Annotated in this window: 27 protein-coding genes; 5 read left to right on the forward strand and 22 right to left on the reverse strand. The window is 72.3% G+C overall.

All coding sequences use genetic code 11. The features are described from left to right. Positions 1-94: 94 nt before the first annotated feature. Entirely contained in the window at positions 95-310 is a 216-nt protein-coding gene (locus WD250_13355) for a type II toxin-antitoxin system RelE/ParE family toxin (GenBank protein ID MEX2621194.1), read from the forward strand. Positions 311-814: 504 nt separating this feature from the next. Here WD250_13355 and WD250_13360 read toward each other — a convergent pair. Beyond that, entirely contained in the window at positions 815-1,201 is a 387-nt protein-coding gene (locus WD250_13360) for a type II toxin-antitoxin system VapC family toxin (protein ID MEX2621195.1), read from the reverse strand. Beyond that, positions 1,198-1,428 (reverse strand): hypothetical protein, encoded by a 231-nt coding sequence (locus WD250_13365; protein MEX2621196.1) that lies wholly within the window; start codon positions 1,426-1,428, stop codon positions 1,198-1,200. The genes WD250_13360 and WD250_13365 overlap by 4 nt, the downstream gene beginning before the upstream one ends. 129 nt (positions 1,429-1,557) lie before the next feature. On the opposite strand from WD250_13365, the gene WD250_13370 reads away from it, so the two are divergent. Next, positions 1,558-1,719 (forward strand): DUF6855 family protein, encoded by a 162-nt coding sequence (locus tag WD250_13370; GenBank protein MEX2621197.1) that lies wholly within the window; start codon positions 1,558-1,560, stop codon positions 1,717-1,719. Positions 1,720-1,794: 75 nt separating this feature from the next. Here the strand turns inward: WD250_13370 and WD250_13375 are convergent, their stop codons facing one another. Continuing rightward, positions 1,795-2,355 (reverse strand): hypothetical protein, encoded by a 561-nt coding sequence (locus WD250_13375; protein ID MEX2621198.1) that lies wholly within the window; start codon positions 2,353-2,355, stop codon positions 1,795-1,797. A gap of 170 nt (positions 2,356-2,525) precedes the next feature. Here WD250_13375 and WD250_13380 point away from each other — a divergent pair, with 170 nt between their 5' ends. Next, positions 2,526-3,299: a hypothetical protein gene (locus tag WD250_13380; GenBank protein ID MEX2621199.1), complete on the forward strand. Its 774-nt coding sequence runs from the start codon at positions 2,526-2,528 to the stop codon at positions 3,297-3,299. Between the two features lie 20 nt (positions 3,300-3,319). Here WD250_13380 and WD250_13385 read toward each other — a convergent pair whose 3' ends face one another. The 5 genes from WD250_13385 to WD250_13405 all read right to left on the reverse strand — a co-directional run bounded on the left by WD250_13385 (position 3,320) and on the right by WD250_13405 (position 7,327). Then, positions 3,320-4,054, reverse strand: a complete 735-nt coding sequence (locus WD250_13385) for an RNA methyltransferase (GenBank protein MEX2621200.1) — start codon at positions 4,052-4,054, stop codon at positions 3,320-3,322. 4 nt (positions 4,055-4,058) lie between these two features. Further along, positions 4,059-5,456, reverse strand: a complete 1,398-nt coding sequence (cysS, locus tag WD250_13390; GenBank protein ID MEX2621201.1) for a cysteine--tRNA ligase — start codon at positions 5,454-5,456, stop codon at positions 4,059-4,061. A 10-nt stretch (positions 5,457-5,466) separates the two neighbouring features. Next, entirely contained in the window at positions 5,467-5,946 is a 480-nt protein-coding gene (ispF, locus tag WD250_13395; protein ID MEX2621202.1) for a 2-C-methyl-D-erythritol 2,4-cyclodiphosphate synthase, read from the reverse strand. A gap of 8 nt (positions 5,947-5,954) precedes the next feature. Further along, positions 5,955-6,653, reverse strand: coding sequence for a 2-C-methyl-D-erythritol 4-phosphate cytidylyltransferase (gene ispD / locus WD250_13400; GenBank protein ID MEX2621203.1), 699 nt, complete (start codon positions 6,651-6,653; stop codon positions 5,955-5,957). A 359-nt stretch (positions 6,654-7,012) separates the two neighbouring features. Further along, positions 7,013-7,327: a PadR family transcriptional regulator gene (locus WD250_13405; protein MEX2621204.1), complete on the reverse strand. Its 315-nt coding sequence runs from the start codon at positions 7,325-7,327 to the stop codon at positions 7,013-7,015. A gap of 111 nt (positions 7,328-7,438) precedes the next feature. On the opposite strand from WD250_13405, the gene WD250_13410 reads away from it, so the two are divergent. Continuing rightward, positions 7,439-8,680 (forward strand): amino acid permease, encoded by a 1,242-nt coding sequence (locus WD250_13410; GenBank protein ID MEX2621205.1) that lies wholly within the window; start codon positions 7,439-7,441, stop codon positions 8,678-8,680. 610 nt (positions 8,681-9,290) lie between these two features. Here the strand turns inward: WD250_13410 and WD250_13415 are convergent. The 13 genes from WD250_13415 to WD250_13475 form a co-directional block, all read right to left on the reverse strand. Further along, the gene (locus WD250_13415) at positions 9,291-10,415 is read right to left on the reverse strand and encodes a PIN domain-containing protein (GenBank protein MEX2621206.1); all 1,125 of its coding nucleotides are present in this window, start codon (positions 10,413-10,415) and stop codon (positions 9,291-9,293) included. Positions 10,416-10,501: 86 nt separating this feature from the next. Then, a complete protein-coding gene (locus WD250_13420) occupies positions 10,502-10,984 on the reverse strand; it encodes a CarD family transcriptional regulator (GenBank protein ID MEX2621207.1) in 483 nt (160 codons plus the stop codon). A gap of 182 nt (positions 10,985-11,166) precedes the next feature. Next, positions 11,167-12,234, reverse strand: coding sequence for a DNA integrity scanning diadenylate cyclase DisA (gene disA, locus WD250_13425; GenBank protein ID MEX2621208.1), 1,068 nt, complete (start codon positions 12,232-12,234; stop codon positions 11,167-11,169). A 34-nt stretch (positions 12,235-12,268) separates the two neighbouring features. Beyond that, positions 12,269-13,636, reverse strand: a complete 1,368-nt coding sequence (radA, locus tag WD250_13430; protein ID MEX2621209.1) for a DNA repair protein RadA — start codon at positions 13,634-13,636, stop codon at positions 12,269-12,271. 86 nt (positions 13,637-13,722) lie between these two features. After that, positions 13,723-14,103: a monovalent cation/H(+) antiporter subunit G gene (mnhG, locus tag WD250_13435; protein ID MEX2621210.1), complete on the reverse strand. Its 381-nt coding sequence runs from the start codon at positions 14,101-14,103 to the stop codon at positions 13,723-13,725. Between the two features lie 144 nt (positions 14,104-14,247). Then, complete coding sequence (locus WD250_13440; protein MEX2621211.1) at positions 14,248-14,511, reverse strand: monovalent cation/H+ antiporter complex subunit F; 264 nt, start codon at positions 14,509-14,511, stop codon at positions 14,248-14,250. After that, positions 14,508-15,086, reverse strand: a complete 579-nt coding sequence (locus WD250_13445) for a Na+/H+ antiporter subunit E (GenBank protein MEX2621212.1) — start codon at positions 15,084-15,086, stop codon at positions 14,508-14,510. Before WD250_13445 ends, WD250_13440 begins: the two co-directional genes overlap by 4 nt. Next, positions 15,083-16,615, reverse strand: a complete 1,533-nt coding sequence (locus tag WD250_13450) for a proton-conducting transporter membrane subunit (protein ID MEX2621213.1) — start codon at positions 16,613-16,615, stop codon at positions 15,083-15,085. Before WD250_13450 ends, WD250_13445 begins: the two co-directional genes overlap by 4 nt. Further along, complete coding sequence (locus tag WD250_13455) at positions 16,612-17,010, reverse strand: Na(+)/H(+) antiporter subunit C (GenBank protein ID MEX2621214.1); 399 nt, start codon at positions 17,008-17,010, stop codon at positions 16,612-16,614. Before WD250_13455 ends, WD250_13450 begins: the two co-directional genes overlap by 4 nt. Continuing rightward, complete coding sequence (locus tag WD250_13460) at positions 17,007-17,474, reverse strand: MnhB domain-containing protein (GenBank protein ID MEX2621215.1); 468 nt, start codon at positions 17,472-17,474, stop codon at positions 17,007-17,009. The genes WD250_13455 and WD250_13460 overlap by 4 nt, the downstream gene beginning before the upstream one ends. After that, on the reverse strand, positions 17,471-19,882 hold the full coding sequence (gene mbhE, locus WD250_13465) for a hydrogen gas-evolving membrane-bound hydrogenase subunit E (GenBank protein ID MEX2621216.1): 2,412 nt from the start codon (positions 19,880-19,882) through the stop codon (positions 17,471-17,473). Before mbhE ends, WD250_13460 begins: the two co-directional genes overlap by 4 nt. Positions 19,883-19,955: 73 nt before the next feature. Next, entirely contained in the window at positions 19,956-21,110 is a 1,155-nt protein-coding gene (locus tag WD250_13470) for a YihY/virulence factor BrkB family protein (protein ID MEX2621217.1), read from the reverse strand. Positions 21,111-21,186: 76 nt separating this feature from the next. Then, entirely contained in the window at positions 21,187-22,104 is a 918-nt protein-coding gene (locus WD250_13475) for an A/G-specific adenine glycosylase (protein ID MEX2621218.1), read from the reverse strand. Between the two features lie 141 nt (positions 22,105-22,245). Here WD250_13475 and WD250_13480 point away from each other — a divergent pair, with 141 nt between their 5' ends. Next, on the forward strand, positions 22,246-22,971 hold the full coding sequence (locus WD250_13480; protein ID MEX2621219.1) for a dihydrofolate reductase family protein: 726 nt from the start codon (positions 22,246-22,248) through the stop codon (positions 22,969-22,971). 11 nt (positions 22,972-22,982) lie between these two features. Here the strand turns inward: WD250_13480 and WD250_13485 are convergent. Then, positions 22,983-23,625: S-layer homology domain-containing protein (locus tag WD250_13485; GenBank protein ID MEX2621220.1), on the reverse strand; the 643-nt coding region annotated here is incomplete at its 5' end.

Genomic DNA, 23,625 nt, shown 5'->3' on the forward strand with positions numbered 1-23,625 from the left:
CAACCTCATCCCCCAAGCCGCATGACGAGGTCCCTCCAGAAGATCTGCACCCATTACCTTCCTCGGCCCCGCACGCAGGGCGATCGCCGACCGGCTGCCTGAGGCCGTCGCCGCCGCAGTCCTAGAGTTCTGCGCCAACACCCTGGCTGAGAACCCACACCGCGTCGGCAAGCCCCTGTTCGGCCCGTTGGCCGGATGCCACGGAGCCCGACGAGCGACCTACCGCATCGTCTACCGCATCGATGCCACGAACAACATCGTCACCGTGCTCGACGTCGCCCACCGCAAGGACATCTACCGCCCGCGATAGCGGCGACCCGGTGCATCCCATAGGCGTGGCCAAGGGACACGTCCAGCTTGGTGAACACCCAACGCCTGCAAAGCGGCGCAGGCGCTGCGGGCCTGCTCCAAAGCGGCGGCTCCACGGCCCAGCATGTGCAGCCCGCGTGCCCGGTCCACGCCAACCAGGACGCCTCGAGGGGGCAGCCCAACGCGTTGGTAAAGGCCGTCTTGCAGGCGGCGGTTGGCCGTTCCTGGATCGCCCGCGGGCAGCGCCACCTGGCCGTGGCTCGCCAAGGCCACGAGGCAGTCCGTGCCGACGGCCTCCGCGGCGGCCTCGAGCTCGGTAGTGACGGTCACCGTGGTGTTCGTGGGCGGGGGGTTCCGGCGGCTACGGAGTGCGACGTGTACCGCAGCCGTCAACCTCCGGCCTACCCGGCATAGGTTGAACTCGGGAGCCCCTGGCAGGGATATCGGGCCGTAGTGATGATCGCCTCCGGGTGGAGGCGCGCGCAGTCTTGGCTGCAGACCTCGATCAGAGGGCGATGGCGATGTCGAGGGAGGCCCTGGCCAGCCGGACGTCGGTTGTGAGCAGCTTGCCGGACAGGATTTGAGCGGCAGCAACGTAGAGCGCATCTCGGGCTGCAATGTCGTCGCGCAGGGCCCAGGCCGCCGACAGGAGTGGTGCGCTGATTGGAAGGCGCGCCACATCGAGGTCGGCAAGAAGGGCGAGGCGCGCGGAAACAGCCTCGGCGGTCAGTTGCTCGTCGCGATGCAACCGGGCGAGCGCAGAGAACACCTCGGCGTCGAGGTGCACGACTGAGAACAGCTGTGCGCCCTCAAGGTGCTTGCGGGCGCCGCGACCGCGATCGTTGTCCAACAGGACGTCGACCACCGCTGCGGCGTCGAGCACGACGATCACAACGCGTCAGTGCGTGCCGCAGCCACGGCGTCGGCTCCGAGGACATCCGTGTCGACCGGTGACAGCTCGTCAAGGCGACGTAGCCACTCGTGCATCGACGGGCGGCTCGTGTGGGCTGTCAGAACCCGAGCGACGTACTGCTGAACGCTGAGACCTTCAGCCGCTGCTCGTCGCTTCAGCTCGTCGTGGGTCTGCGCGTCAACGTTGCGGATGAGAAGGTCGGCCATGATGCCTCCGGCGTGCTGCGATATCAAGATGATATCATGAAGCACGGGCTCGTTGTTGTCAGCATGTGGAAACCGATTGGGATGTGCATTCTGTGATGGGTGCGTCACGCGGGTAAGCGGCTGAGAGCGATGGGCCAGCCGAAGTATCAGAACGACGGCGACCCGCCCGCACTGGTCGTCCAGGCCGGTAGCACCAAGCTGCGCTACCACCTGCGATGCATCGACGATCTCCCCGCGATGCTCGCCGAGCTCGAACACAACCCACGGAACAACCACATGCGTGCCCGCTGATGGCGTCGGCGCGGTCCCCCCGGCGACCGCAGGGTTCGGCTGGTCAGAAGAACTGGTCGATGAGGATCGGGTTGCCTAAGGCACGTCCGTCCCGACCGCGCCGACGTACCAGACGTGGTCGGCGCCGACATGGCACCGGTCGAGCCGTTCCGCGCCGCCGCTGCGGGCGCCGGTGAACCAGATGGGAGCACCGCCGCGCGCGACGACCCTGCCGGCCTCGTCGACCAGCTCGAACGTCCCGGCGTCCTCCGCCAGCCCGAACGCGGCCCGGTAGCCCGCCGGCCACAGGACCGCGTGGGGGGCGCCGTCCATCTCCACCCAGGCGCACCCCCCGTCCAGACCAGGGTCACCGCCGAGCACGCCGGTCCGCGGCACCGCCGGCAGCTGACTGAGCTCGTGCTGGGGCAGGTCGACCAGACGGGCATCGGGGTCCACCGGGTCCCCCTCCGCGGCACCGGTCGCGGGCAGGACGGCCGAGCCCTCGCCCAGCACCGGGCCGGGCGATGCGCGCCCCGGTTCGTCTTCCGGGACCACGCGTGCCGACCCGTCCACCTCCGTGACCACCACGGCGAGCGCCAGGGCCAGCACCACCACGTTGCCGACACCCACCACCCGCGCCAGGCGTCCTGCCCGCATCGTCGCCCTCCTCTTCTGCGCCACGGCTTGCGGGCATCGTACGACAGCACCCTGCCCATGGCGCGCACGCCCACCGGGGAACGTTGTCCCCAGGCACGGGGGATCCAGCGCGACGAGCGGCGAAGGCTGCGGCACCTTAGGGCCTGCCCAGGTCGACAGGAGGACGGGTCATGGCAGAGGTTCCCGGCGAGGGTGCGGCACGGGTCTACGCGGCGGCGCGGCGCTTCACCGACCGGTGTCTGCACCGCAACGGCAGCGTGCTCTCGTCCCGCCGGCGGTGGGCTCCCGAGCTCCTCGATGATCTCCTGGCCCGACTCCGCGACCGGGGCGCCGTCGGCACGTTCCCGCACCGTTGGGCGGAGGTGCTGGCCGACGCGCCCGACGCCTGCGTGGAGCTGGCGGCGGAGGCGTGCTACGTCCATGTCCTGTTCGCGACCGACCTGGCCCCGACCACCAAGCGCGCCCTGGTGCACGCGACCCTCGCGCGCTCCTCGGCGGCGCCCCGCGTGCCTGCCGACCTGGACGCGGCGCTGGACGGGGGCCTGGCCGGCACCGGTGTGGCGTTCAAGACCCGACGGCTGTCCCAGCTGCGCTACCTGCTCGCAGCGGCGCGCGCGATCAAGGACGTGCGCCGACGGGATCGCGAGTCCCTGCTCACCGACGCCGACGCGTTCGTCGCGTGGTTGCGGGACCTGCCCTGCGACGGCGCCGACGCCCAGCGCGAGATCCTGGCCCATCTGGTGCACCCGCACGCCTTCGAGCCGATCGTCTCCCGGCGGGTGAAGGAGCGCGTGGTGGCCGCCTACGGCGGTGGGCACGACGACGTCGACGTCGCCCTGCGGGCACTGCGCGCGCGATTGGAACCCGAGCACGGTGCAGGGTTCGCCTTCGTCGACCTGGTCGATGTCCGCCGGGCGCCGGCCGGTCAGCGGCCGAGCGCGTAGGCCTTGCATCCCGCGCGAGGTCAGCCGCTGCGGCGGCGGGCGATCTCGAAGAGGGCCACGGCTGCGGCGGCGCTCGCGTTCAGCGAGGCGACCCGTCCGCCGAGGGGGATCGCCAGGCGGGCGTCGACCCGTTCGGCGACCAGGCGGGACAGCCCGGCTCCCTCCCCGCCGATCACCAGCACGACCCGCCCGGCCAGCAGGTCGGAGTCCCACACCGTGTCGGGCGCGTCGCCGTCCAGGCCCACCGACCAGTAGCCGCGGCCGGCGAAGTCCTCGATGGCCCGCACGACGTTGGGCACAAGCGCCACGCGCAGCCAGCTGAAGGCGCCCGCCGCGGCCTTCTCGGCGGCGGGGGTGACGTGCGCCGCCCGCCGCTTGGGCAGCACCATGGCGCCGGCGCCGGCGGCTTCCGCGGACCGCGCGATCGCTCCGAGGTTCTGCGGGTCGGTGACGCCGTCGAGCACGACGACAAGGTCGGGTTCGCCGATCTCGTGCAGGGCCACGTAGGGGAACGCCGGCGCGACCGCGAGGACGCCCTGGTGGCGCGCGCCCCCGCACAGCTCGTCCAGGACCGGGCGCTTGGCGGTGCGGACCGCCACCCGCGCCGCACGGGCGGCGGCGACGATGTCGGCGACCGCGTCGGGGTCGGTGACCACGACCTCCCGCAGGCGGCGGCCCGCCCGCAGCGCCTCCGCCACGGGGCGCCGACCCGGGACGACCGTGGTCGGCTGCGAGGAGCCTGGCGATGGGCTCACCGGTCTAGGCCAGGTGCCAGCGCGCACCGTCGGGGGAGTCCTCGACGACGATGCCGAGTTCGCTCAGGCGGGCCCGGATGGCGTCGGCGGTGGCGAACTCCCGGCGGTCGCGGGCCTCGGCACGCAGGCGCAGCAGCTCCTCCACCAGCGGCCCGACCAGCCCCGCGCCCGCAGCCTCCCCCTCATCGAAGGTGTAGCCGAGAACCCCGGCCAGCTCGCGGACCACCGCGCCCGCCGCCGCGGCCTCGGAGCGGCGACCAGCCTCCAGGTGGCGGTTGCCGGCGCTCACGAGGTCGAACAGCGCGGCATGCGTCTCGGGGGTGTTCAGGTCGTCGTCCAGGGCCGCCCTGAACGCCTCGCGCGCCGCGTCGGCCTCCGGATCTGCGGACCCGCCGACGTCCTCGGGGTCGGGTGGCGCCAGCCCGGCGGTCGTCCGCACGAAGGCGGCCCAGCGGTCGAAGGCGGCGGCCGCCTCGTCGAGGCGCTCTTCGCTGAACTCGACCGGCGACCGGTAGTGCGCCGCCAGGAAGAAGTGGCGCAGGACGTTGGCGCCGTAGCGGTCCAGCGCCTCGGCGAGCGAGATGACGTTGCCGACGGACTTGGCCATCTTCTCCGCCCCGAGGGTGAGCATGCCGTGGTGCACCCACCAGCGCGCGAAGGTCGTGCCCGTGGCCGCCTCCCACTGGGCCACCTCGTTCTCGTGGTGGGGGAAGACGAGGTCCGTGCCACCGGCGTGGATGTCGAACCCGCCACCGAGGTACTTGGTCGCCATCGCCGAGCACTCGATGTGCCATCCGGGACGACCCGGTCCCCAGGGCGAGGGCCAGGACGGCTCCCCCGGCTTGGCGCCCTTCCACAGCGCGAAGTCCAGCGGGTCCTCCTTGCGCTCGTCGCTCTCGACGCGCACCCCGGCGCGCAGGTCGTCGACCCGCCGGCCGGAGAGCTTGCCGTACTCGGTGAAGGCGCGGACCCTGAAGGACACCTCGCCGTCGGCCTCGTAGGCGTAGCCGGCGTCCACCAGCCGGTCGATCAGCTCGATCATCTCCATGATGTGGCCGGTGGCGCGGGGCACGATGTGCGGCGGCAGCGTGCCGAGCCGGTCGATCTGGGCCTGCCAGGCACGGGAGAACTCCTCGGCCACGACGGCCGGTGGGCGCCCGTCGGCCTCGGCCCGGGCGATGATCTTGTCCTCCACGTCGGTGATGTTGCGCACGTGCAGGACGTCAAAGCCCGACCACTCCAGGTGGCGGCGAAGCACGTCGGGCACGATCTCAGCGCGGGCGTGCCCGAAGTGGGGCGGCCCCTGGACGGTCGGGCCGCACACGTACATCGTGGCGAGCCCCGCCTCGCGGGGCACGAAGTCGTCGATGCGACGGGTCAGGGTGTTGTACAGGCGGATCACGGCCGCAAGCCTATCGGGCGGCCAACAGGACCACGGCCAGGCAGGCGATGCCCTCGCCCCGTCCGGTGAAGCCCAACCCGTCGGTGGTCGTGGCCTTGACGTTCACCGCGCCGGCCGGCACCCCGAGCAGGTCAGCGACGGAGTCGGTGATCGCTGCGCGGTGAGCGGCCAAACGGGGGCGTTGGGCCACCACCGTCACGTCGGCGTTGACGAGCGCCCATCCCGCCTCGGTGACCCGGTCCAGCGCTCCGGCCACGAACACGGAGGAGGCGACCCCGGCGTGCGCCGGATCGGCGGTCCCGAACACGGCGCCGAGATCGCCCAGACCGGCGGCGCCGAGCAGCGCGTCGACCAGGGCGTGCAGGACCACGTCGGCATCCGAGTGCCCCTCCAGGCCGGGTCCGCCCGGGATGGGCGTACCGCCGAGGCGCAACGGCCGGCCCGCGTCGGCGCTGAAGGCATGCACGTCCACCCCCTGACCGATCCGCATCCCGGCGCTCATGGGAGTCGCTGCGCGGCCAGCAGCGCCTCGGCGATCACGAGGTCCTCGGGAAAGGTGATCTTGAAGTTGCGGCGGTCGCCGGGGATCAGGCGCACGCTGCCACCGGCGCGCTCGACGAGCATGAGGTCGTCGGTGACCCCACCGGTGGCGCCGGCATGGACCTGCTGCAAGGTGCGCATCGCGAAGACCTGCGGGGTCTGCACGCTCCACAGGCCGTCGCGGTCGACGGTGCGCACCACCCCGCCGGTGGCGGCGTCGCCCTCCCGGACGAGCTTCATGGTGTCGACCACCGGCAGGCCGGGCGCGACCGCCGCCCACGGCTTGACCAGCGCCGCCACCGTGCGGGCCACGAGGTCGCCGCTCACCAGCGGACGTGCGGCGTCGTGCACAGCGACGACCCGAGCGTCGGGACACGCGTCCAGACCGCGCCGCACCGACTCCTGCCGGCTGGCGCCCCCGGCCACCACGGCGCCGACCGCCAGACCGGCGACGTCCAGGGCAGCGGCGGCGACGTCCAGCGCGTCGGGACCCACGACCAGCACGACCGTGTCGATTGCCTCGCAGGCGAGGAACGTGCGCACCGCATGCACCAGCAGCGGTTCGCCGGCCAGCCGCGCGAAGCCCTTGGGCCCGTCCCCACCGAAGCGCTCGCCCGCGCCCGCGGCGACGATCAGCCCGACGGTCGACCCGCTCACCAGGATGCTCGTTCACCTCCGCCCGCCGGCGGCCGGTGCCGCCCCTCCCTCCACGTCGACCCATCGTGCCACCTCGCCGAGGGCGTGATGACGTGCTGCCGCGGCCGTCCTCGCGACGCCGGCTACTCACCTGATGGGCGCGGGCTGGCGGGCTCAGCAGTATGGCGGTGGATCGCCACCCGCTCGGAAGTCATGACCATCACCGGCGAGGTTCGCCAGCCCAGCGCCTGCACGCAGGTTACCCGGCGGTAGATGGGGTGGGAGGGACAGATATGTCGCTGAGACCCAATCTACCGGCCGGTAACCAGGAGGTGGACCCGAAGATTTCCGACCATTCGGGCCGTGAGCATGCGCGGGGATCACCGCTGGTCCCTGTCGTGCAGCACCTCCTCGGCGAGCTCTCGCAGGGCGTCGCGGCAGGAGTCGAGTTCGGTGCGGCCCGCAGCGGTGGCGCGGTACAGCCGGCGGGTGCGTCCCTCGACGAGCTCCCCACGGGAGCCGAGCAGCCCATCGGCCTCCATGCGGTGCAGGACCGGGTACAGCGTGCCGGGACTGATGTCGTGGCCGTGTCGGGCGAGCTCGTCGCGGATCCACGCGCCGTGGATCTCACCTTCGCAGGCGTGGTGGAGGATATGCAGGCGCACCGCTCCGCGGCGGAACTCCTCCAGCACCACACCGGCTCCTTTCCGACGAGGACGAGGGTACGGGTCGGACCGACGCACCAAGGCTGTATCGTAATCCGACATCGGAAGTCGATACGGAGTCTTCCGTCGCTTGGAGGTCCCGTGGCCCACCACGAGCTCGCACGCCGTCTCACCCTGGCCGACGCGGTCGTCATCGGGCTCGGCGCGATGATCGGGGCTGGGGTGTTCGCCGCGCCGGGTCCCGCCGCGGCGGCCGCGGGCACGTGGCTGCTCGCCGGGCTGGGGCTGGCCGCGCTCGTGGCCTACTGCAACGCCACGTCCTCCGCCCAGCTGGCGGCGCTGTACCCGGAGGCCGGCGGCACCTACGTGTACGCGCGCCGGCAGATCGGTGACTACTGGGGGTTCCTGGCCGGGTGGAGCTTCGTGGTCGGCAAGACCGCGAGCCTATCGGCGATGGCGTTGACGTTCGGCTCCTACGTCGCCCCAGAAGCCACCCGGCCTGTGGGCATCGCCGCCGTCGTGGCGATGGCGGCGGTCAACTACCTCGGCGTGCGCAAGACCGCCGGTCTCACCAAGGTCATCGTGGCCCTGGTGTTGGCTGCGCTGGCCGCCACCGTCGCCGCAACGCTGCTCGGGGGCCAGGCCGACGTCGCCAACCTCACCACCGACCTGCCCGGCGGCGTGTTCGGCGTCCTGCAGTCCGGCGGGCTGCTGTTCTTCGCCTTCGCCGGCTACGCCCGCCTGGCCACCCTCGGCGAGGAGGTCATCGAACCGGAGAACACCATCCCCAAGGCCATCCCGATCGCGCTGGGCGTCGTCGTCGCCGTCTACGCGATCGTGCTCGTCTCCGCGCTGGTCGCCGCCGGCCCGGAGACGATGGCCCAGGCACCCGCGCCGCTGGCCGCCGCCGTGGAGGCCGGCCGCTGGGCTGGGCTCGCGCCGGTCGTGCGGGTGGGCGCGGCGATCGCCACCGCAGGCGTGCTGCTGTCGTTGCTCGCCGGGATCAGCCGCACCGCCCTGTCGATGGCCCGCCGCGGCGAGCTGCCCCGCTTCCTCGACGCGGTCCACCCGACCCACCGCACACCACACCGAGCCGAAGCGGCCGCCGCGGTGATCGTCTGCGCCGTCGTGCTCACCGCCGACCTGCGCGGCGCGATCGGGTTCAGCGCGTTCGCGGTGCTGACCTACTACGCCCTGGCGAACGCCTCGGCATGGACCCTGACCGACGGGCAGCGACGCTGGCCGCGCTGGATCGCGGGGCTGGGCGTGGCCTTGTGCATCGTGCTCGCCTTCACCCTGCCCGCCGTCGCCGTCGTCGGCGGACTCATCCTGCTCGGCGCCGGCTCACTCGTCTGGCTCGCCACCCGCCAACTCCGGCGCTGAGGCGCCACCTGAACCCGGCCCGTGGCCCGACCGGAGCCGCGCCCCCCGACTACCGCCGCCCACGCTCATCGCGAGCAGCATCGGTGGAGTGCAAGGACTGAAACGACGAGACGGCCACCGCGCTGAGCAGGCCAAGACCGCATCCGATCCCGATCGCCAAGACGACAGTCAGGCCGTCAAGCCCGCGGTCGAGCGAGTTGCTGAGCACGCTGACGCGCCGTACGCCGGGATCGGGCCCGGTCTCGGAGTAGTCGTCCCGCAGTGGCACTGCAAGCGCAACAGCGACAAGGAAAGCCACGGCGACCCCCACGACGGCGCTGGCCTTCAGGCGCCGGCTCAGCGTCCGCCCATCGGGCTGACCAGCGCCACCCTGGCACCCACCGCGGGGCAACACGCCAAGAGCCTGACCAGCAAACGGGCGCACCGCACCATAGGAGCCAGTCTACGAATTGGCCCGCGATCGTGGCTGCCGATACCGACGACGGTTTCCGCATCCGCCAACCCAGCGCCTGCACCCTGGTTACCCGGCGGTAGATGGGGTGGGAGGGACAGATATGTCGCTGAGACCCAATCTACCGGCCGGTAACCTGACCCGCCGGCGAGTGGTCGCCTACAAGGCGCGCGTCTGCACCAACCGGGGCTCGGCGTCACGCACGGTGGCGAACACCATGCGCCCGTTACCGGTCGACAGGATGCTCGTCACCTCGGCGTGGACGTGCTGGCCCTGGCGGTCACGGCCACCCTCCACGACGACCATCGTGCCGTCGGCGAGGTAGCCCACGCCCTGCCTGGCCTCCCTGCCGGGTTTGAGGACGTGCACCTCCAAGTCGTCGCCCGGCAGCACCGGGGGACGCAGGTCCTCGGCGAGGGTGTGCAGGTTCAGCACCTTGACGCCCTGCACCTCCGCGACCCGGCCCAGGTTGCCGTCCACGGTGAGCAGGCCGGCACCCCGTTCGCGGGCCATCGACACCAGCTTCGCGTCGACGGACTCGACGTCGGGGTGGTCGTGGTCAGTGACCTCCACGGCCACGCCCGACGAGCGCTGCAGGGCGGCGAGCACATCCAGTCCACGGCGACCGCGCCCTCGTCGCTGCTCGTCCTCGGCGTCGGCCAGCCCCTGCAGCTCGTAGAGGACGAAGCGCGGGACGACGAGGGTGCCCTCCAGGAAGCCGGAGCGGCACACGTCCACCAGGCGGCCGTCGATCAGCGCGGAGGTGTCGACGAGCTTCGTCCCGGGGCCCTTCGTGGGCCTGGCGACGTCCAGGCGTCCGCTCGCGCCGATGAAACGCAGCAGGTCTCCGCCACGGGCCACGCCGACCCGCGCACCGGTGCCGACGAGGATCAGTGCGGCCAAGGCGGCCAAAGGCACGGTCACCGCCCGGTTGTCGAAGATCAGCAGGGGCCAGGCGAACGCTGGCGTCAGGGCCAGCCCGGCGCAGGCCCCGAGTGTGCCGGCGAACAGGTCCACGATCGGCACAGACCGCAGGTTGCGCTCCGCAGCGTCGATCCGCCCGACGGCGAACCGCCCGAAGATGCCCCCCACGACGTAGCCGCAGGCGGCACCGAGCGCGGTGACGGCCAGCAGGAGGCTGTCGGAGTCGCTGCGCAGGTCGCGCAACGGTTCGATCAGCGAGGACAGCTCGAAGGCCCCGACCGTGGCGAGCACCACCACCGCGAGCCGGATGAGCTCGACCAGGATGGTCCCGCCTCGATGGGTGGGTGGCGCGTCGGTCACGGCGGCTCCCGTTCTGCAGGGACCCGACGGCCGGGGAGGCCGGCGGCTCGACGACCACTCGTCGAGCGGGCGGCCGCACAGGTCGGCTACTCGGCGAGAAGCTCGTCGATCAGTGCTTCGGCCTGTTCGTCGGACTTCTTGACCGCCGCAGCCAACTCGGAGATCAAGATCTGCTTCGACTTGGTGAGCATGCGCTTCTCGCCGGCGGACAAGCCCTTGTCCCGCTCCCGCAGCGCGAGGTTGCGCACGACCTCGGCGACCTGGAAGATGTCGCCGGAGCGCAGCTTCTCGTAGTTGGCCTTGAACCGGCGTGACCAGTTCGTCGGCATCGAGCCGTCCCGGCGCTTCAGGACGTCGAGCACCTCCTCGACCTGCTTCTTGCTCACGACGTTGCGCAGCCCCACCTCGTCGGTGGCGTCGGCCGGCACCATCAACGTCAGGTCGCCGTACGTGAGGCGCAGCACCAGGTAGTCGCGTTCCTCCCCCTGCAGATTGCGCTTCTCGCGCTTCTCGATGACGGCCGCACCATGGTGCGGATACACGACAGTGTCACCAACCCGATAGCTCATACGCTCAAGTTCCTTCCACACGCCCTTCCCACGGCACCCCGAGCGTAGGGGCAGCAGACGGCGCGATTTCGCGGTGAATGTCGACCGTACCACATATCGCTCCACACCCGAAGGGCAAAACCCCTGGTCAGGCGGCTAAACCCCCTTGACATCGCCCAATCGGGGTTGTCCGGCCCTGATCGTCAGGTGTAGCGCTCCAAGATGGAGGACTCAGCGAGGCGGGTCAGGCCCTCCTTGATGGTGCGCGCGCGCATCTCGCCGATGCCCTCCACGTCGTTGAGCTCGGCCAGGCTGGCCTCCATCAGCCGGGGCAGGCTCCCGAACGCCCCCACCAGACGGTCGATGGTGCGGTCGGGCAGGCGGGGGATGCGCGACAGCAGCCGGTAGCCCCGCGGCTGGAGCCCCCGGTCGATGCCATCCTCGTCGATGTCGAACCCGAGCACCGCCCCCAACCGATCACGGTCGAGCAGCTCCTGGGACGGCACCGTGTCGAGCTCGCCGAGGATGGTCTCGACCTTGCGGCGGCGGTCGGGCATGTAGTCGCGGACCACGAGGACCCGTTCCGCCTCGACCCCGGCCAGGAGCTCGTCGAGCTGCAGCTGCAGCAGGCGCCCGTCGGTGCCGAGCTCGGCGACGTAGGCCTCGATCTCGTCGGAGATGCGCCGCACCATCTCAGCGCGCTGGACGACCGTCAGCACGTCGCGCAGGCTGACCACGTTCTCGATCTCCAGCGCGGACAGGGCGCTCGAGACCTCGTCGAGCCGGGTGCGGTAGCGCTCCAGGGTGGACAGCGCCTGGTTGGCGCGGAACAGGATGGAGCTGATCTCCTCCAAGGACTGCTTGGACGCGTCGACGTAGAGGCTCACGGTGCGCATCGACTCGCTGACGCTGATGACGGGCTTGCCGGTCTGTTTGGCGACCCGTTCCGCGGTGCGGTGGCGCGTCCCGGTCTCCGCGGTCGGGATGCTCGGGTCCGGGACGAGGTGGACGTTGGCGTACATGATGCGCTCGATGCTCTCGTCGACCACGATCGCACCGTCCATCTTGGCCACCTCGGACAGCCGCTGGGCCGTGAACTTCGTGCCCATCTTGAAGCCGCCGGACACCAGGGCGTCGACCTGGTCGGAGTTGCCGAGGACGATGATCGCGCCCTTGCCCGCACGGATGATGCGGTCGATGCCCTCGCGCAGCGCCGTTCCGGGCGCGACCTTCTGCAGCACGGTGAGCATGCGGTCGTCGCTGGGCGTCAAGGGAGCGCGCTCCTCCTCATCGGTCTCGTTCTCGTCAGCCGAGCCCCGCCGTCAGGGCCTGACGCAGGTCGCGCGCCCGGAGCAGTCGGAGGCCAGAGGCAGCCCCATCATACGCAGCGGGCAGCAGCACCCGGTCGAAGCCGAGCCGCGCGGCCTCGGCGAGACGGCGCTCGGTCTGGGCGACGAGGCGCAGCTCGCCGGCCAGGCCGACCTCCCCGAGTGCGACCAGGTCACGGGGGACGGCGCGGTCCGCGGCGCTCGAGGCGATGGCCAGGCACAGCGCGAGGTCGACGGCCGGCTCGGACAACCGCACGCCGCCGACGCTTGACGCGTAGACCTCCTGGGCGCCCACCTGCACGTCGGTCCGCCGGGCGAGCACCGCGACGAGGAGGTTCAGCCGCGACGCGTCCAGCCCGCTCGCGACCCGCCGCGGGTTGACCATGGACGTCGGCGCGGTCAGGGCCTGCACCTCGCAGGCCAGGGGGCGGCGGCCCTCCAGTGCGACCGTGACGGCCACGCCGGGGATGGCCTCGCCGCCCTCGCCGACGAACAGCCGGCCCGCGTCCGCCACGCCGATCATGCCGTGGCCCTCCATCTCGAAGCACCCGACCTCGCCCACCGGACCGAAGCGGTTCTTGGTCGCCCGCAGCAGCCGCAGGGCGTGGTGACGGTCGCCTTCGAGGTCACAGACCGTGTCCACGAGGTGCTCGAGCACGCGCGGACCGGCCAGCTGGCCGTCCTTGGTGACATGGCCGACGAGCACGCAGGCCATGCCCCGCTGCTTGGCGCTGCGCGTGAGCGCCGCGGCGCAGTCGCGGACCTGGCTGATGCCGCCGGCCGCCCCCGGCCCGTAGGGGTCGCGCACCGTCTGGATCGAGTCCACGAGCAGCACGTCGGGCTGGTGCGCCTCGACCAGGCCGGCGATCACGTCGAGGTCGGTCTCGCTGGCGAGCAGCAGGCCCGCCGACAGGGTCTGGAGCCGCTCGGCCCGCAGCCGCACCTGGCCGGGGGACTCCTCCGCGGAGACGTACAGGACGACCTTTCCGAGCCGGGCAAGGGCGTCGGCGGCCTGGAGCAGCAACGTGGACTTGCCGGCGCCGGGCTCGCCCCCGAAGAGGGTGACCGAACCGGGCACCAGGCCGCCGCCCAGCACGCGGTCGAGCTCGCCGATCCCGGTGGGGGTGCGCTGCTCGGCGTCCAGGGTGATGTCGCGCAGGGGCCGGGCGGGGCGCAGCGGCACGACCGGTGCGCCGTTGCGGCCGGTCGGAGGGCCGGCCCCCGGGCGGGGCACCGGCTCCTCGGCCATCGATCCCCACGCGTCGCACGCCGGGCACCGGCCGAGCCACTTGCTCTCGGTGTGGTGGCATTCCCCGCACCGGGCTCGCGTCCGCGTCTTGACCATACCCGGAGCCTACGGGCGCCCTGCGACAGATCCGCAGAGGCGCTCCACAGGCAGGAGCGGCGGGCCAGGCCGCACGCCGCCACCGCCTACTCGGGCAGGCCCTCGTGCGCTTCGGGCTGCTCCTGGCGGGGACGGCCGAGCCCCGTCTCGGCCAGCTCGTCGATGGTGGTCAGGGGCGACAGCTCGGTCCCGGCCCGGTAGGCGGCTCGCCCGACCATGTGCGCTCCGACCGGCGCGGTGATGAACTGCAAGATCGCGACCAGGACCAGCTTCGCGACCGCGCCGGCGTCCCCGATGTGCAGGGCCGTGGCGCCCAGTATGGCGACCAGACCGAGCGTGGCCGGCTTGGTCGCCGAGTGCATCCGTGCGAACACGTCGGGGAACTGCTGCAGGCCGATGGCGGCCAGCAGCGCCAGCGTGACGCCGAACAGCAGCAACACGGCGACGACCACGTCGAGCATGCTCATCGGGCGCCCCGCTTCTCCCGTGGCTCCATGCCACGCGGCGGGGCGCCACCCAGCGTGGGCGAGCACCGGGTCATCGGGCGCCCCGCTTCTCCCGTGGCTCCATGCCACGCGGCGGGGCGCCACCCAGCGTGGGCGAGCACCGGGTCATCGGGCGCCCCGCTTCTCAATGAAGCGCGCCACGGTCACCTGGCTGATGAAGCCGATCAGCGCGGTCACCACGAGGGCGTCGAGGAAGGCGGTGGCACCGGTCCGCACGGCGTTGACGGCGATGCCGCTGACCGAGACGAGCAGGAGCGCCTCCAGCGCCACGATGCGGTCGGCGAGGGAGTCCCCGCGTACCAGGCGCAGCAGGCACAGCGCGCCGGCCAAGGCCAGGCCGGCGAGGCAGATGGTCGTGACGATCGTCATCGTTGCCCCTCCTCGGTTTCGGGGCGCGCGGCGGCGGCCAGACGCGCCTCGGCGGCCGCAGCCAGCTCGCGGCACGCGGCGATCGTCGCCTCGTCGGCGAAGGCCTGCAGCGCGAGGGCCTCCAGCCGGTAGACGCCACGGCGCACCGTCTCGATGTCCCGCAGGTGCAGGACGTGCACGTACAGGATCGCCGGGTCCCGCGAGACCTCCAGGGTCAGGGTGCCCGGCGTCAGCGAGATCGCGTTGGCCAGGATGGTGATCACCGCATCCGACGCCCCGGTGACGGGGACCGCGACGATGCCCTCTCTGATGCCCGCGTTGTTCGGGGTGACGACCTCCCAGGCCACGACCAGGTTGGCCTCCAGCAGCTTGTACTGGAAGTAGAGGAAGAAGCGCAGCGCGTGCAGGGGGCGAAGCGTGCCGGCGGGGCCGGGGCCGGCGTGCGGGAACGCGACGAGCACGAGGGCCGCCACGGCCACGCCCGACAGCAGGTTCGCCGGGGACAGGTCGCCCCACAGGGCCATCCAGACGAGGACCAGCCACGCGAGGAAAGGCAGGCGGCGCAGGACCCTCATGGCGTGCCCCCGGCGACGGCGTCGAGGTCACCGGCCTCGCCCAGCACCGCGGCGGCGTAGGAGCTGTCCATCAGGCCCTGCGCGGCGCGCTCGGACAGGTCCCACATCGGCTCGGCCCCGACCGCGATGGCAAGGGTCAGCGCCACCAGGCTCACAGCGCCCGCGGTCATGAGTCGAGGTGCCCGCAGGGGCCCCTCGCCGCGGGCACTGGCCAACGGGGGCTCCTCGTCAGGGGTCCCCCAGAACGTGCCGTTCCAGATCTTCACCATCGAGAACACCGTCAGGATGCTGGTGAACAGCGCGACCCCGACGATGGCGTAGCGGTCGAGCTCCAGGCCGGCCTGGATGAGTGCGAGCTTGCCGAAGAAGCCGCTGAACGGCGGGAAACCGGCCAGGCTGAAGGCTCCCAGCAGGAACAGCGCACCCGTCAGCGGTGTCCGGCGGGCGAGCCCCCCGAGGCGGTGCAGCGCGCCCGTGCCGGTCATCTTCTCGACCATGCCCCCGACCAGGAACAGCGAGGTCTTCACCGGGATCTGGTGGGCGATGAACAGGGTCGCCCCCGCCAGCCCCGCGACGCTGTAAAGGCCGAGCCCCAGGACCATGTACCCGATCTGGCTCACGATGTGGAAGCTCAGGATGCGCTTGACGTCGTCCTGGGCGATCGCCCCGAGCACCCCGGTCACCATGGTCGCGCCCGCGATGACGAGCACGAGGGTGTCCGGCCCGTCGTTGAGGCCACCGAACATGATGGTCTGGGTTCGGATGATCGCGTACACACCGACCTTCGTCAGCAGCCCGGCGAACACCGCCGTGACGGCGGTCGGGGCGGTCGGGTAGCTGTCGGGCAGCCAGAAGAACAGCGGGAAGATCGCCGCCTTGATGCCGAACACCACGAGCAGCAGGAGCGACAGCGACCGCTGCAGGCCGGGCGGCAGGTCGGCGAGCTTGCCGGCGAGGTCGGCCATGTTGACGCTGCCGGTGGCGGCGTAGATGAGGGCGACCGCCGAGATGAACAGGGTGGACGCCAGCAGGTTCACCACCACGTAGGTCATGGCGGGGCGGACGCTGGCGCGCTGCGCGCCGAGCGACAGCAGCACGTAGCTGGCGATGAGCATGACCTCGAAGGCCACGAACAGGTTGAACAGGTCACCGGTCAGGAACGAGGCGCTGACGCCCGCGGCCAGTACCAGGTACAGCGGGTGGAAGTAGCGCACCTCCACGTCGGGTTCGATCTGGCCGAGCGCGAACACCAGCACGCCGAGCACGGTGGCCATGGCCACGGCCAGCAGCAGCGCGCTGAAGAGGTCCGCGACCAGCACGATGCCGATGGGTGCCGGCCATCCTCCGATGGTCGCCACGACCGTCCCGTCGCGGTCCACGGCCACGAGCAGGGCAAGGCACACGGCGAAGGTGGCCACGACCGCCACCACCGACAGGGCTCGTTGCACGCGCACATGGCGGTGGGCGAGCAGGCAGAGGGCGGCCCCGGCCACGGGCACGACGAGCGCCAGGGGCAGCAGGGTCGTCATCGCTGCTGCTCCTCCTCGAGATCGCGCACGATCCGGTCACGTTCCTCGGAGCGGGCGATCCGCCGGTCCTCGACGTCGTCCTCGACGGTGTCGTCATGCGTCAGCGACCAGCTGCGGTAGGCCAGCGCGAGCAGGAACGCCAGGACCCCGAAGGTGATGACGATCGCGGTGAGTGCGAGCGCCTGCGGCAGGGGGTCCGCCACGCCTGCCGGCACGCCGTCGTCCCCGATGAGCGGCGGTCCTCCGGCGGGCCCGCCCGCCATCAGCAGGAGCAGGTTGGCGCCGTGTCCCAGGAGCGCCAGGCCGATGACGATGCGGGTCAGGGTGCGCTGCAGCAGGAGGTAGGTGCCCACGGCGTAGAGGACCGCCACGGTGGCGGCGACGGCGAGGGTCATGGGCGCAGCTCCTCGCCCAGGGTCCGCAGCAGGGCGAGGACCAGGCCCACGACGATCAGGAAGACCCCGGTGTCGAACACCAGCGCGCTGTGGATGCGGACCGCGCCGAGGCCGGGGAGCTCCTCGGACAGCAGGTAGCCCTGGGTGAGGAAGTCGCGGCCGGTGGCCAGGGCGGCGGCCCCGGCACCGCCGGCGACCAGCACGCCTGCGCCGAGCAGGGTCTCGGGCGCGATCGGGATCGTGCGTCGCAGGCCGTTGGAGCCTTCGGCGACGTACCGCAGGACCAGGGCGGCGCCAGCCACGAGCCCGCCGATGAACCCGCCGCCCGGGGCGTTGTGCCCGGCGAACAGCAGGAAGACGCTGAACACCAGGATGGTGTGGAAGACCGCCCGGGTGCCGGCGCCCAGGATCAGCGATGGCATGACCCCGTCGCGCTCGTCACGCTGCTCGCGGGGGACGTTCATCGTCCGGGCTCCCGCGCGCCGGCCCGAGGCGCCGCGGCCTCCTGCTCGTCCGCCTCGGGCGACGCGGCGTCTCCCCGGTCGGACGCCGACGGTCCATCGAGTGGCGGGCGATCACCGACGGCGCGGGTGGCCGACACCAGTGCCGTGATGCCCAGCGCCGCGACGACGAGCACGACGATCTCCCCGAGGGTGTCGAGGGAGCGGAAGTCGACCAGGATGACGTTCACCACGTTGCGGCCCTGTGCCTCGGACAGCGACCGCGCGAGGTACTCGTCGGACACGGGGTCGGCCGTCCGGGCGCCGCCGGCCACCAGGGCGAAGGCGAACACGAACACGCCGACGCCGACCGCGATCGCGGCGCGCAGCGGCCGGGAGAACGAGACGCGTGCCGTGTCGAACCGGGCCGGCAGGTGGCGCAGGACCAGGACGAAGATGACGATCGTCAGCGTCTCGACCAGCAGCTGGGTGAGCGCGAGGTCGGGCGCGCCCTGGATGACGAACAAGACCGCCACGCCATAGCCGACCGCGCCGAGGAGGAGCACGGCGGAGAACCGTCGCCGGCTCCTCGCCGCTCCGAGGCCGGCGATGATGACCAGCGCGGCGACCGCGACCTGCATGGGGTGCGCGGCGAGGGCCGGCAGCTCCGGCATGCCGTTGCCCGCCAGCAGCGCGGCACCGGGCAGGACCACCACCGTGACGGTGATGACCGAAAGGTAGATCGGCAGCGAGCCGTTCTGCATCACGGCGGTGAGGCGCTTGGCGGTCCACAGCACGCCCCGCACGCTGGACTCGTAGGCCTCCTTGGCCCCGGGCAGTGCGGGCACGAGCGCCTGCACACGCTCGACGGTGCGACGCGCCGCGAACAGCGCGGCGCCCGCCCCGACCACGACGACCGAGAGCCACAGCGCCATGGTGACCCCGTGCCACAGCGCGAGCGCCTCCGGCGACCATGCGGGGTCGAGGCTCACCGCACCCTGGTTGACCAGGGGGTCGGCCGGCGCGGGCACCAGCCCGAGCACGAGCGTCAGCGCGCCCAGCACCAGCACCGGCGCGAGGAAGTACCAGGGCGGTGCATGGACCGCGGGGCCCACGAGGCCGGTCTCGCCCCGCTTGTGCCCGAAGGCGCCCCACACGAAGCGGGCACTGTAGGCGAAGGTGAGCACGGACCCGACGACGGCCCCGATCAGGGCCAGCATGCCGAGCGGTCCGACGCCGCCGCGCACCAGCGCCTCGAAGGCGGCTTCCTTGGAGATGAACCCCAGCAGGGGCGGCAGCCCGGCCATCGACGCCGCGGTCACCGCAGCCACCGCGAAGGTGGCCGGCATCGCCCGCCGCAGCCCGCTCAGCTGGCGCAGGTCGCGCGTGTGGGCCTCGTGGTCGACGATGCCCACGATCATGAACAGGGCGGCCTTGAAGATCCCGTGGGCGAGCAGCAGCGCCGCCCCCGCGAACGTCGCTTTCGGGGTGCCGACCCCGAAGAGCACCATCAGGAAGCCGAGCTGGCTCACGGTCCCATACGCCAGGAGCAGTTTGAGGTCGTGCTGGCGCAGGGCCCGCCAGGCACCGACGAGCATGGTCGCGATCCCGACGGTGATCACGAGGGGACGCCAGCCGGGCTCCGACGCGAAGGCCGGGGCGAACCGCGCCACGAGATAGATGCCGGCCTTGACCATGGTGGCCGAGTGCAGGTAGGCGCTCACCGGGGTGGGCGCCGCCATGGCGCCGGGCAGCCACGTGTGGAACGGGACCTGCGCCGACTTGGTGAACGCGCCGAGCAGGCACAGCACCAGGCCGGCGGGCACCGCTCCCCCCGTCGGCGGGTCCGCGAGCACGGCCGACAGCGAGTAGGTCCCAGCGGCCTCGCCGATGATCACGAGGCCGCCCAGGAGCGCGAGGCCCCCGATACCCGTGGTGAGCAGGGCCTGCATGGCCGCGTCCCGAGCCTCGGCCTTGCGGTCCTCGAAGCCGATCAGCAGGTAGCTCGTGATCGAGGTGAGCTCCCAGAACACGAAGAGGAACAGCAGGTTGTCGGCCAGGACGAGGCCCAGCATGGAGCCGGCGAAGGCGGTGAGGGTCGCCGCGAACTTGCCGAGGTCGGCGCGTGGCGCCGAGAAGTAGCCGAAGGCGTAGACGAACACCAGGGTGCCGATGCCCGACACGAGCGCGACCATCAGCAGCCCGAAGGCGTCGAGCCGCAGGTCGCCGGTCACCCCGAGCGAGGGCGCCCAGGCCAGTGTGGTGCGGATCTCCTCGCCGGCCAGCACGGCCGGAGCCTGCACGGCGGCGTACACCGACATCGCGCCGGGCGCCAGGGCACACGCGAGGAAGACACCGCGCCCCCACCGGCGGGCCAGCGGCGGTGCCCCCACGGCCAGCGCCGCATGCAGGCCCAGCAGCGCGAACAGCACGCACCCTCCGTGTCAGGTCCTCGGGTCGGCTAGAGGTTACCGCCGGCGGTTTCCCCGCCCCAAGCCGCCGCGATCACCGTCGGCGCCGGCGGCGCTGGCGGCGCTGGTGCCGCAGCGCCGCGGCGGCGGCGCCCGCCCGTGCCAGCAGGCTTCGGCCCTGTCCGTCGGTCCGGGCCTCGCCGCGCTCCTCCAGTCCCGGTAACGGGTCCCCGGGGGCAGGAGGGGGGACCGCCGGCAGCAGCACCCCCTCGCCTGGCTCGGGGGCGTCACTGGCCGCCTCGGTGAGCGGCATGGCCTGGGCGAACCCGGAACCCTCGCCGACGACGGCCTTACGGTCGCGGACGCGTTCGATGACGTTGTTCAGCTCCGCGCCGACGAGCAGCATCGTCATGGACAGCTGGAGCCACAGCAGCAGCACGATCACCCCCGCCAGCGCCCCGTAGGTCGCCTCGTAGCTGCCGAAGGTGCGGACGTACAGGGTGAACAGGCCGCCCACGGCGAGCCATCCGACCACGCCGACCACCGCGCCCGGTGTCAGCCACGACCACTCGGGGCGGTCGCGGTCGGGGCCGATCCAGTACACGAAGGCGAACAGCGCCGTCAGCAGGAGGATCGCGCCGAGGAAACGGCCCAGCGCCAGCAGGGCGGGGACCGGGCCCCGGAGAAGCTCGTCGGGCACGACGGCGGCTTGGATCTGCAGACCGACCACCAGCAGGAGGAACAGCCCGGTCAACGCCAGGAGCAGGGCCAGCATGATCACGACGGCGACGATGCGCTGGCGGAAGAACTTGCGCGTCTCGGGCACGTCCCAGGCGCGGCTCAGCGCCTTGATGAGCGTGACCGCCGCCGAGGACGCTGCCCACAGCCCACCCAGGACACCGGCGATGGCGATGCCCGCCGCCCCCTCGCCCTCGACGAGGTCGCGCAGCGGATCGGTGATCAGCTCGTTGGCCGCCTGCGGCACGAAGTCGAGGTTCTGGATGACCTCGATGAACCGCTCGATGTCGTCCGGGGCGGTCACCACGCTGAAGATCGCCACGCCGGCGATCGCCGACGGGAACAGGGAGAGGAAGATCTTGAACGCCACGCCCGCGGCCAGCGACGGGACGTCGTCGGACTTGATCTCCGCCACCGTGGCCTTCGCCACGGCCTTGGCGTCCGCGCGGGTGAGCTCGGTGGGATCGGCGGGCGGCACGGGCCCGTCGCGCAGGGAGGCTTCGCCGGTCATAGCTGGACGTTGCCCGAACACCCGTCCTTCTCGTCAGGTCGGATCGTTGCGTCGTCAGGTCGGGTCGTTGCGCGCCTCACGAGCCGGGGAGCTGCAACGAGCCGTCGCTCCACTCCGCCAGCCCGTCGTCGACCAGTGTCCTGGTCAGCGCGGCGAGCCTGCCCGTGTCGTCGAGGTCTGCGGCGCGCGGGAGGCCGTCGGTGTCCACGGGGCCGCGGCGCAAGGTGTCCACAAGGCGACCACGGTGGTAGCGGTCGCTGCCGGCGAACGCCTCGGGGGCACGCGCCCGTCCCGCGGCGGCTGCCGGGTCCGAGGCTTCGTCCGCCGCCGACCCCCCACCCCGCCACGCGCAGGTCGCCGCCACCGGACACGCGCCGCAGCGGGGGACCCGGCTGGTGCAGTAGTGCGCACCGAGGTCCATGAGGGCGCTCGTCCACTCCGCTGCCTGCCCCGCCGGCACCAGGTCGTCTGCGAGGTGCTGGGTCTGCGCTCGGCTCATGGGTTGCCCGGTCACGGCCCGCGCCAGGATGCGGGCCACATTCACGTCGACCGGCGCGACATCCGCCCCGAACGCGAACGCCATCACCGCTCGGGCGGTGTACGCCCCCACGCCGGGGAGCGCGAGCAGGTCGTCGAGGTCTGCGGGCACCCGCCCGCCGTGGCGGTCCACGATCGTCCGGGCCGCCTGGTGGAGGCTGACCGCACGCCGGTTGTACCCCAGCCCGCCCCAGGCGCGCAGCACCGCAGCGCGGGACGCCTGGGCCAGGGACCGGACGTCGGGGAACTCCAGGAGGAAGTTCTCGTAGAACGGCTCGACGCGCTCCGCCTGTGTCTGCTGGAGCATGATCTCGCTGACGAGGATCGCGTAGGGATCACGGGTCCGGCGCCAGGCGAGCGGCCGCGCATCGGTCCGGAACCACGCGAGGAGGAGACGCTGGAGGCGCAATTGGCGACCCTCGGTGCCGGACGCCGCGCCGGAGAAGGTCCGGACCATCTCTCAAGCCTACCTCTGCGCTGGTCGGGGGGGCTGCCTGGTGCCTGCCGCGGTGGCGGGGGGGACACCGTCGACGAGGCTGCCACCGCCCACGGGGGGCAGGCAACCCCGGGGGTACGGCGGGGTAGCGTGTCGGCCACCATGCGACAGCTCCTGCCCGTCCTCGCCGAGCACATGCATGCCTACGACATCTATCGGCCCGAGAACGTGAATGCCCCGCTGCTGCGCGTGAACATGGTCTCGAGCGTCGATGGCGCCGCCGCCGACGAGCACGGTCGTACGGCGGGCCTCGGTCTGCCGGGCGACCACGAGGTCTTCCGTGCGTTGCGCGCACTCGCCGATGCGATCGTGGTCGGGGCCGGCACGGTGCGCGTCGAGGGCTACGGCCCCCACCGGGTCGGCGCCGACCTGCGTGCGCGGCGCGCTCGCGACGGCAGGACGGAGCCGGCGCCGATCGTCGTGGTGAGCGGGTCCCTCGACCTGGACTTCTCGGCCCCGCTGTTCACCGAGGCGGCGGTGCCCACGGTGGTGGTCACCTGCGAGGCGGCGCCGGCCGATCGCCGGCGGGTCGCCCGGCAGGCCGGCCGCGTCCTCGTCGCGGGCGCCGAGCAGGTCGACGCCGCGGCAGCCGTCGAGGCGCTGCGCACGGAGCTCGGCCTGTCCTCCCTGCTCTGCGAGGGGGGGCCGACCCTGAACGAGGCGCTGTTCGGCGCCGGGCTGGTCGATGAGCTGTGCCTGACCCTCACCCCGCGCATGGTCGGCGCGGGGCCCCGGATCCTGCGGGACCTACCCCAGCCGCTCCCCCTGGAGCTGGCCGGCCTGTGCGAGGAGGACGGCGAGCTCTACGCCCGCTACGCCCTCCCCTGAGACAGGCGCGGTCAGCCGGTGTTGGCGTCGTCGATGTGGGTGAGCAGTCGGATGATGAACGAGCCCATCTGGTCGCGGCGCACGCCGTCGGCGGGCCGGTAGGTGCCGTCAGCGAAGCCCTGCGCCAGCCCGGTCTCGCTGGCGCCGTTGACGTTGGCGAAGTGGGAGTTGGACGGACCGACGTCGGGGAACGCCGCCGTCTGGCTGGCCAGCTCCTGGTCGGTGGCGAAGGCGGCCGCGCGCAGCAGGAACGAGGCCATCTGGTCACGTCGCACCAGCTGCCCCGGACCGTAGCTGGTCGCGGGCAGCCCGCCCGCACCACCCTGCACGATGCCCGCAGCGGCGAGCCGGTGGATGTTGGTGTCGTGCGCCGAGCCCGCCACCACATCGCTGAACCGCTGGTCGGCGGGCGGGGGCAGATCCACCCCGACCGCGTCCAGGCCACGCGCGATGAACGAGGCCATCTGGTCGCGTCGCACCTGCAACGTCGGCCCGTAGCTCCCATCGGCGAAGCCCTGCACGATCGCCAGGTCCGCCGCGCAGTCCACGTTGTCGCGGTGTGTCGCGGGGATGTCGGCACGGTCGGTGAACGCCGCCGGCTCCAGCCCCTCAGGGCACACCCCGGCGGGGTCGGGGTCGGGGTCGGGGTCGGGG

The organism is Egibacteraceae bacterium, from assembly GCA_040905805.1.
Lineage (GTDB): Bacteria > Actinomycetota > Nitriliruptoria > Euzebyales > Egibacteraceae > DATLGH01.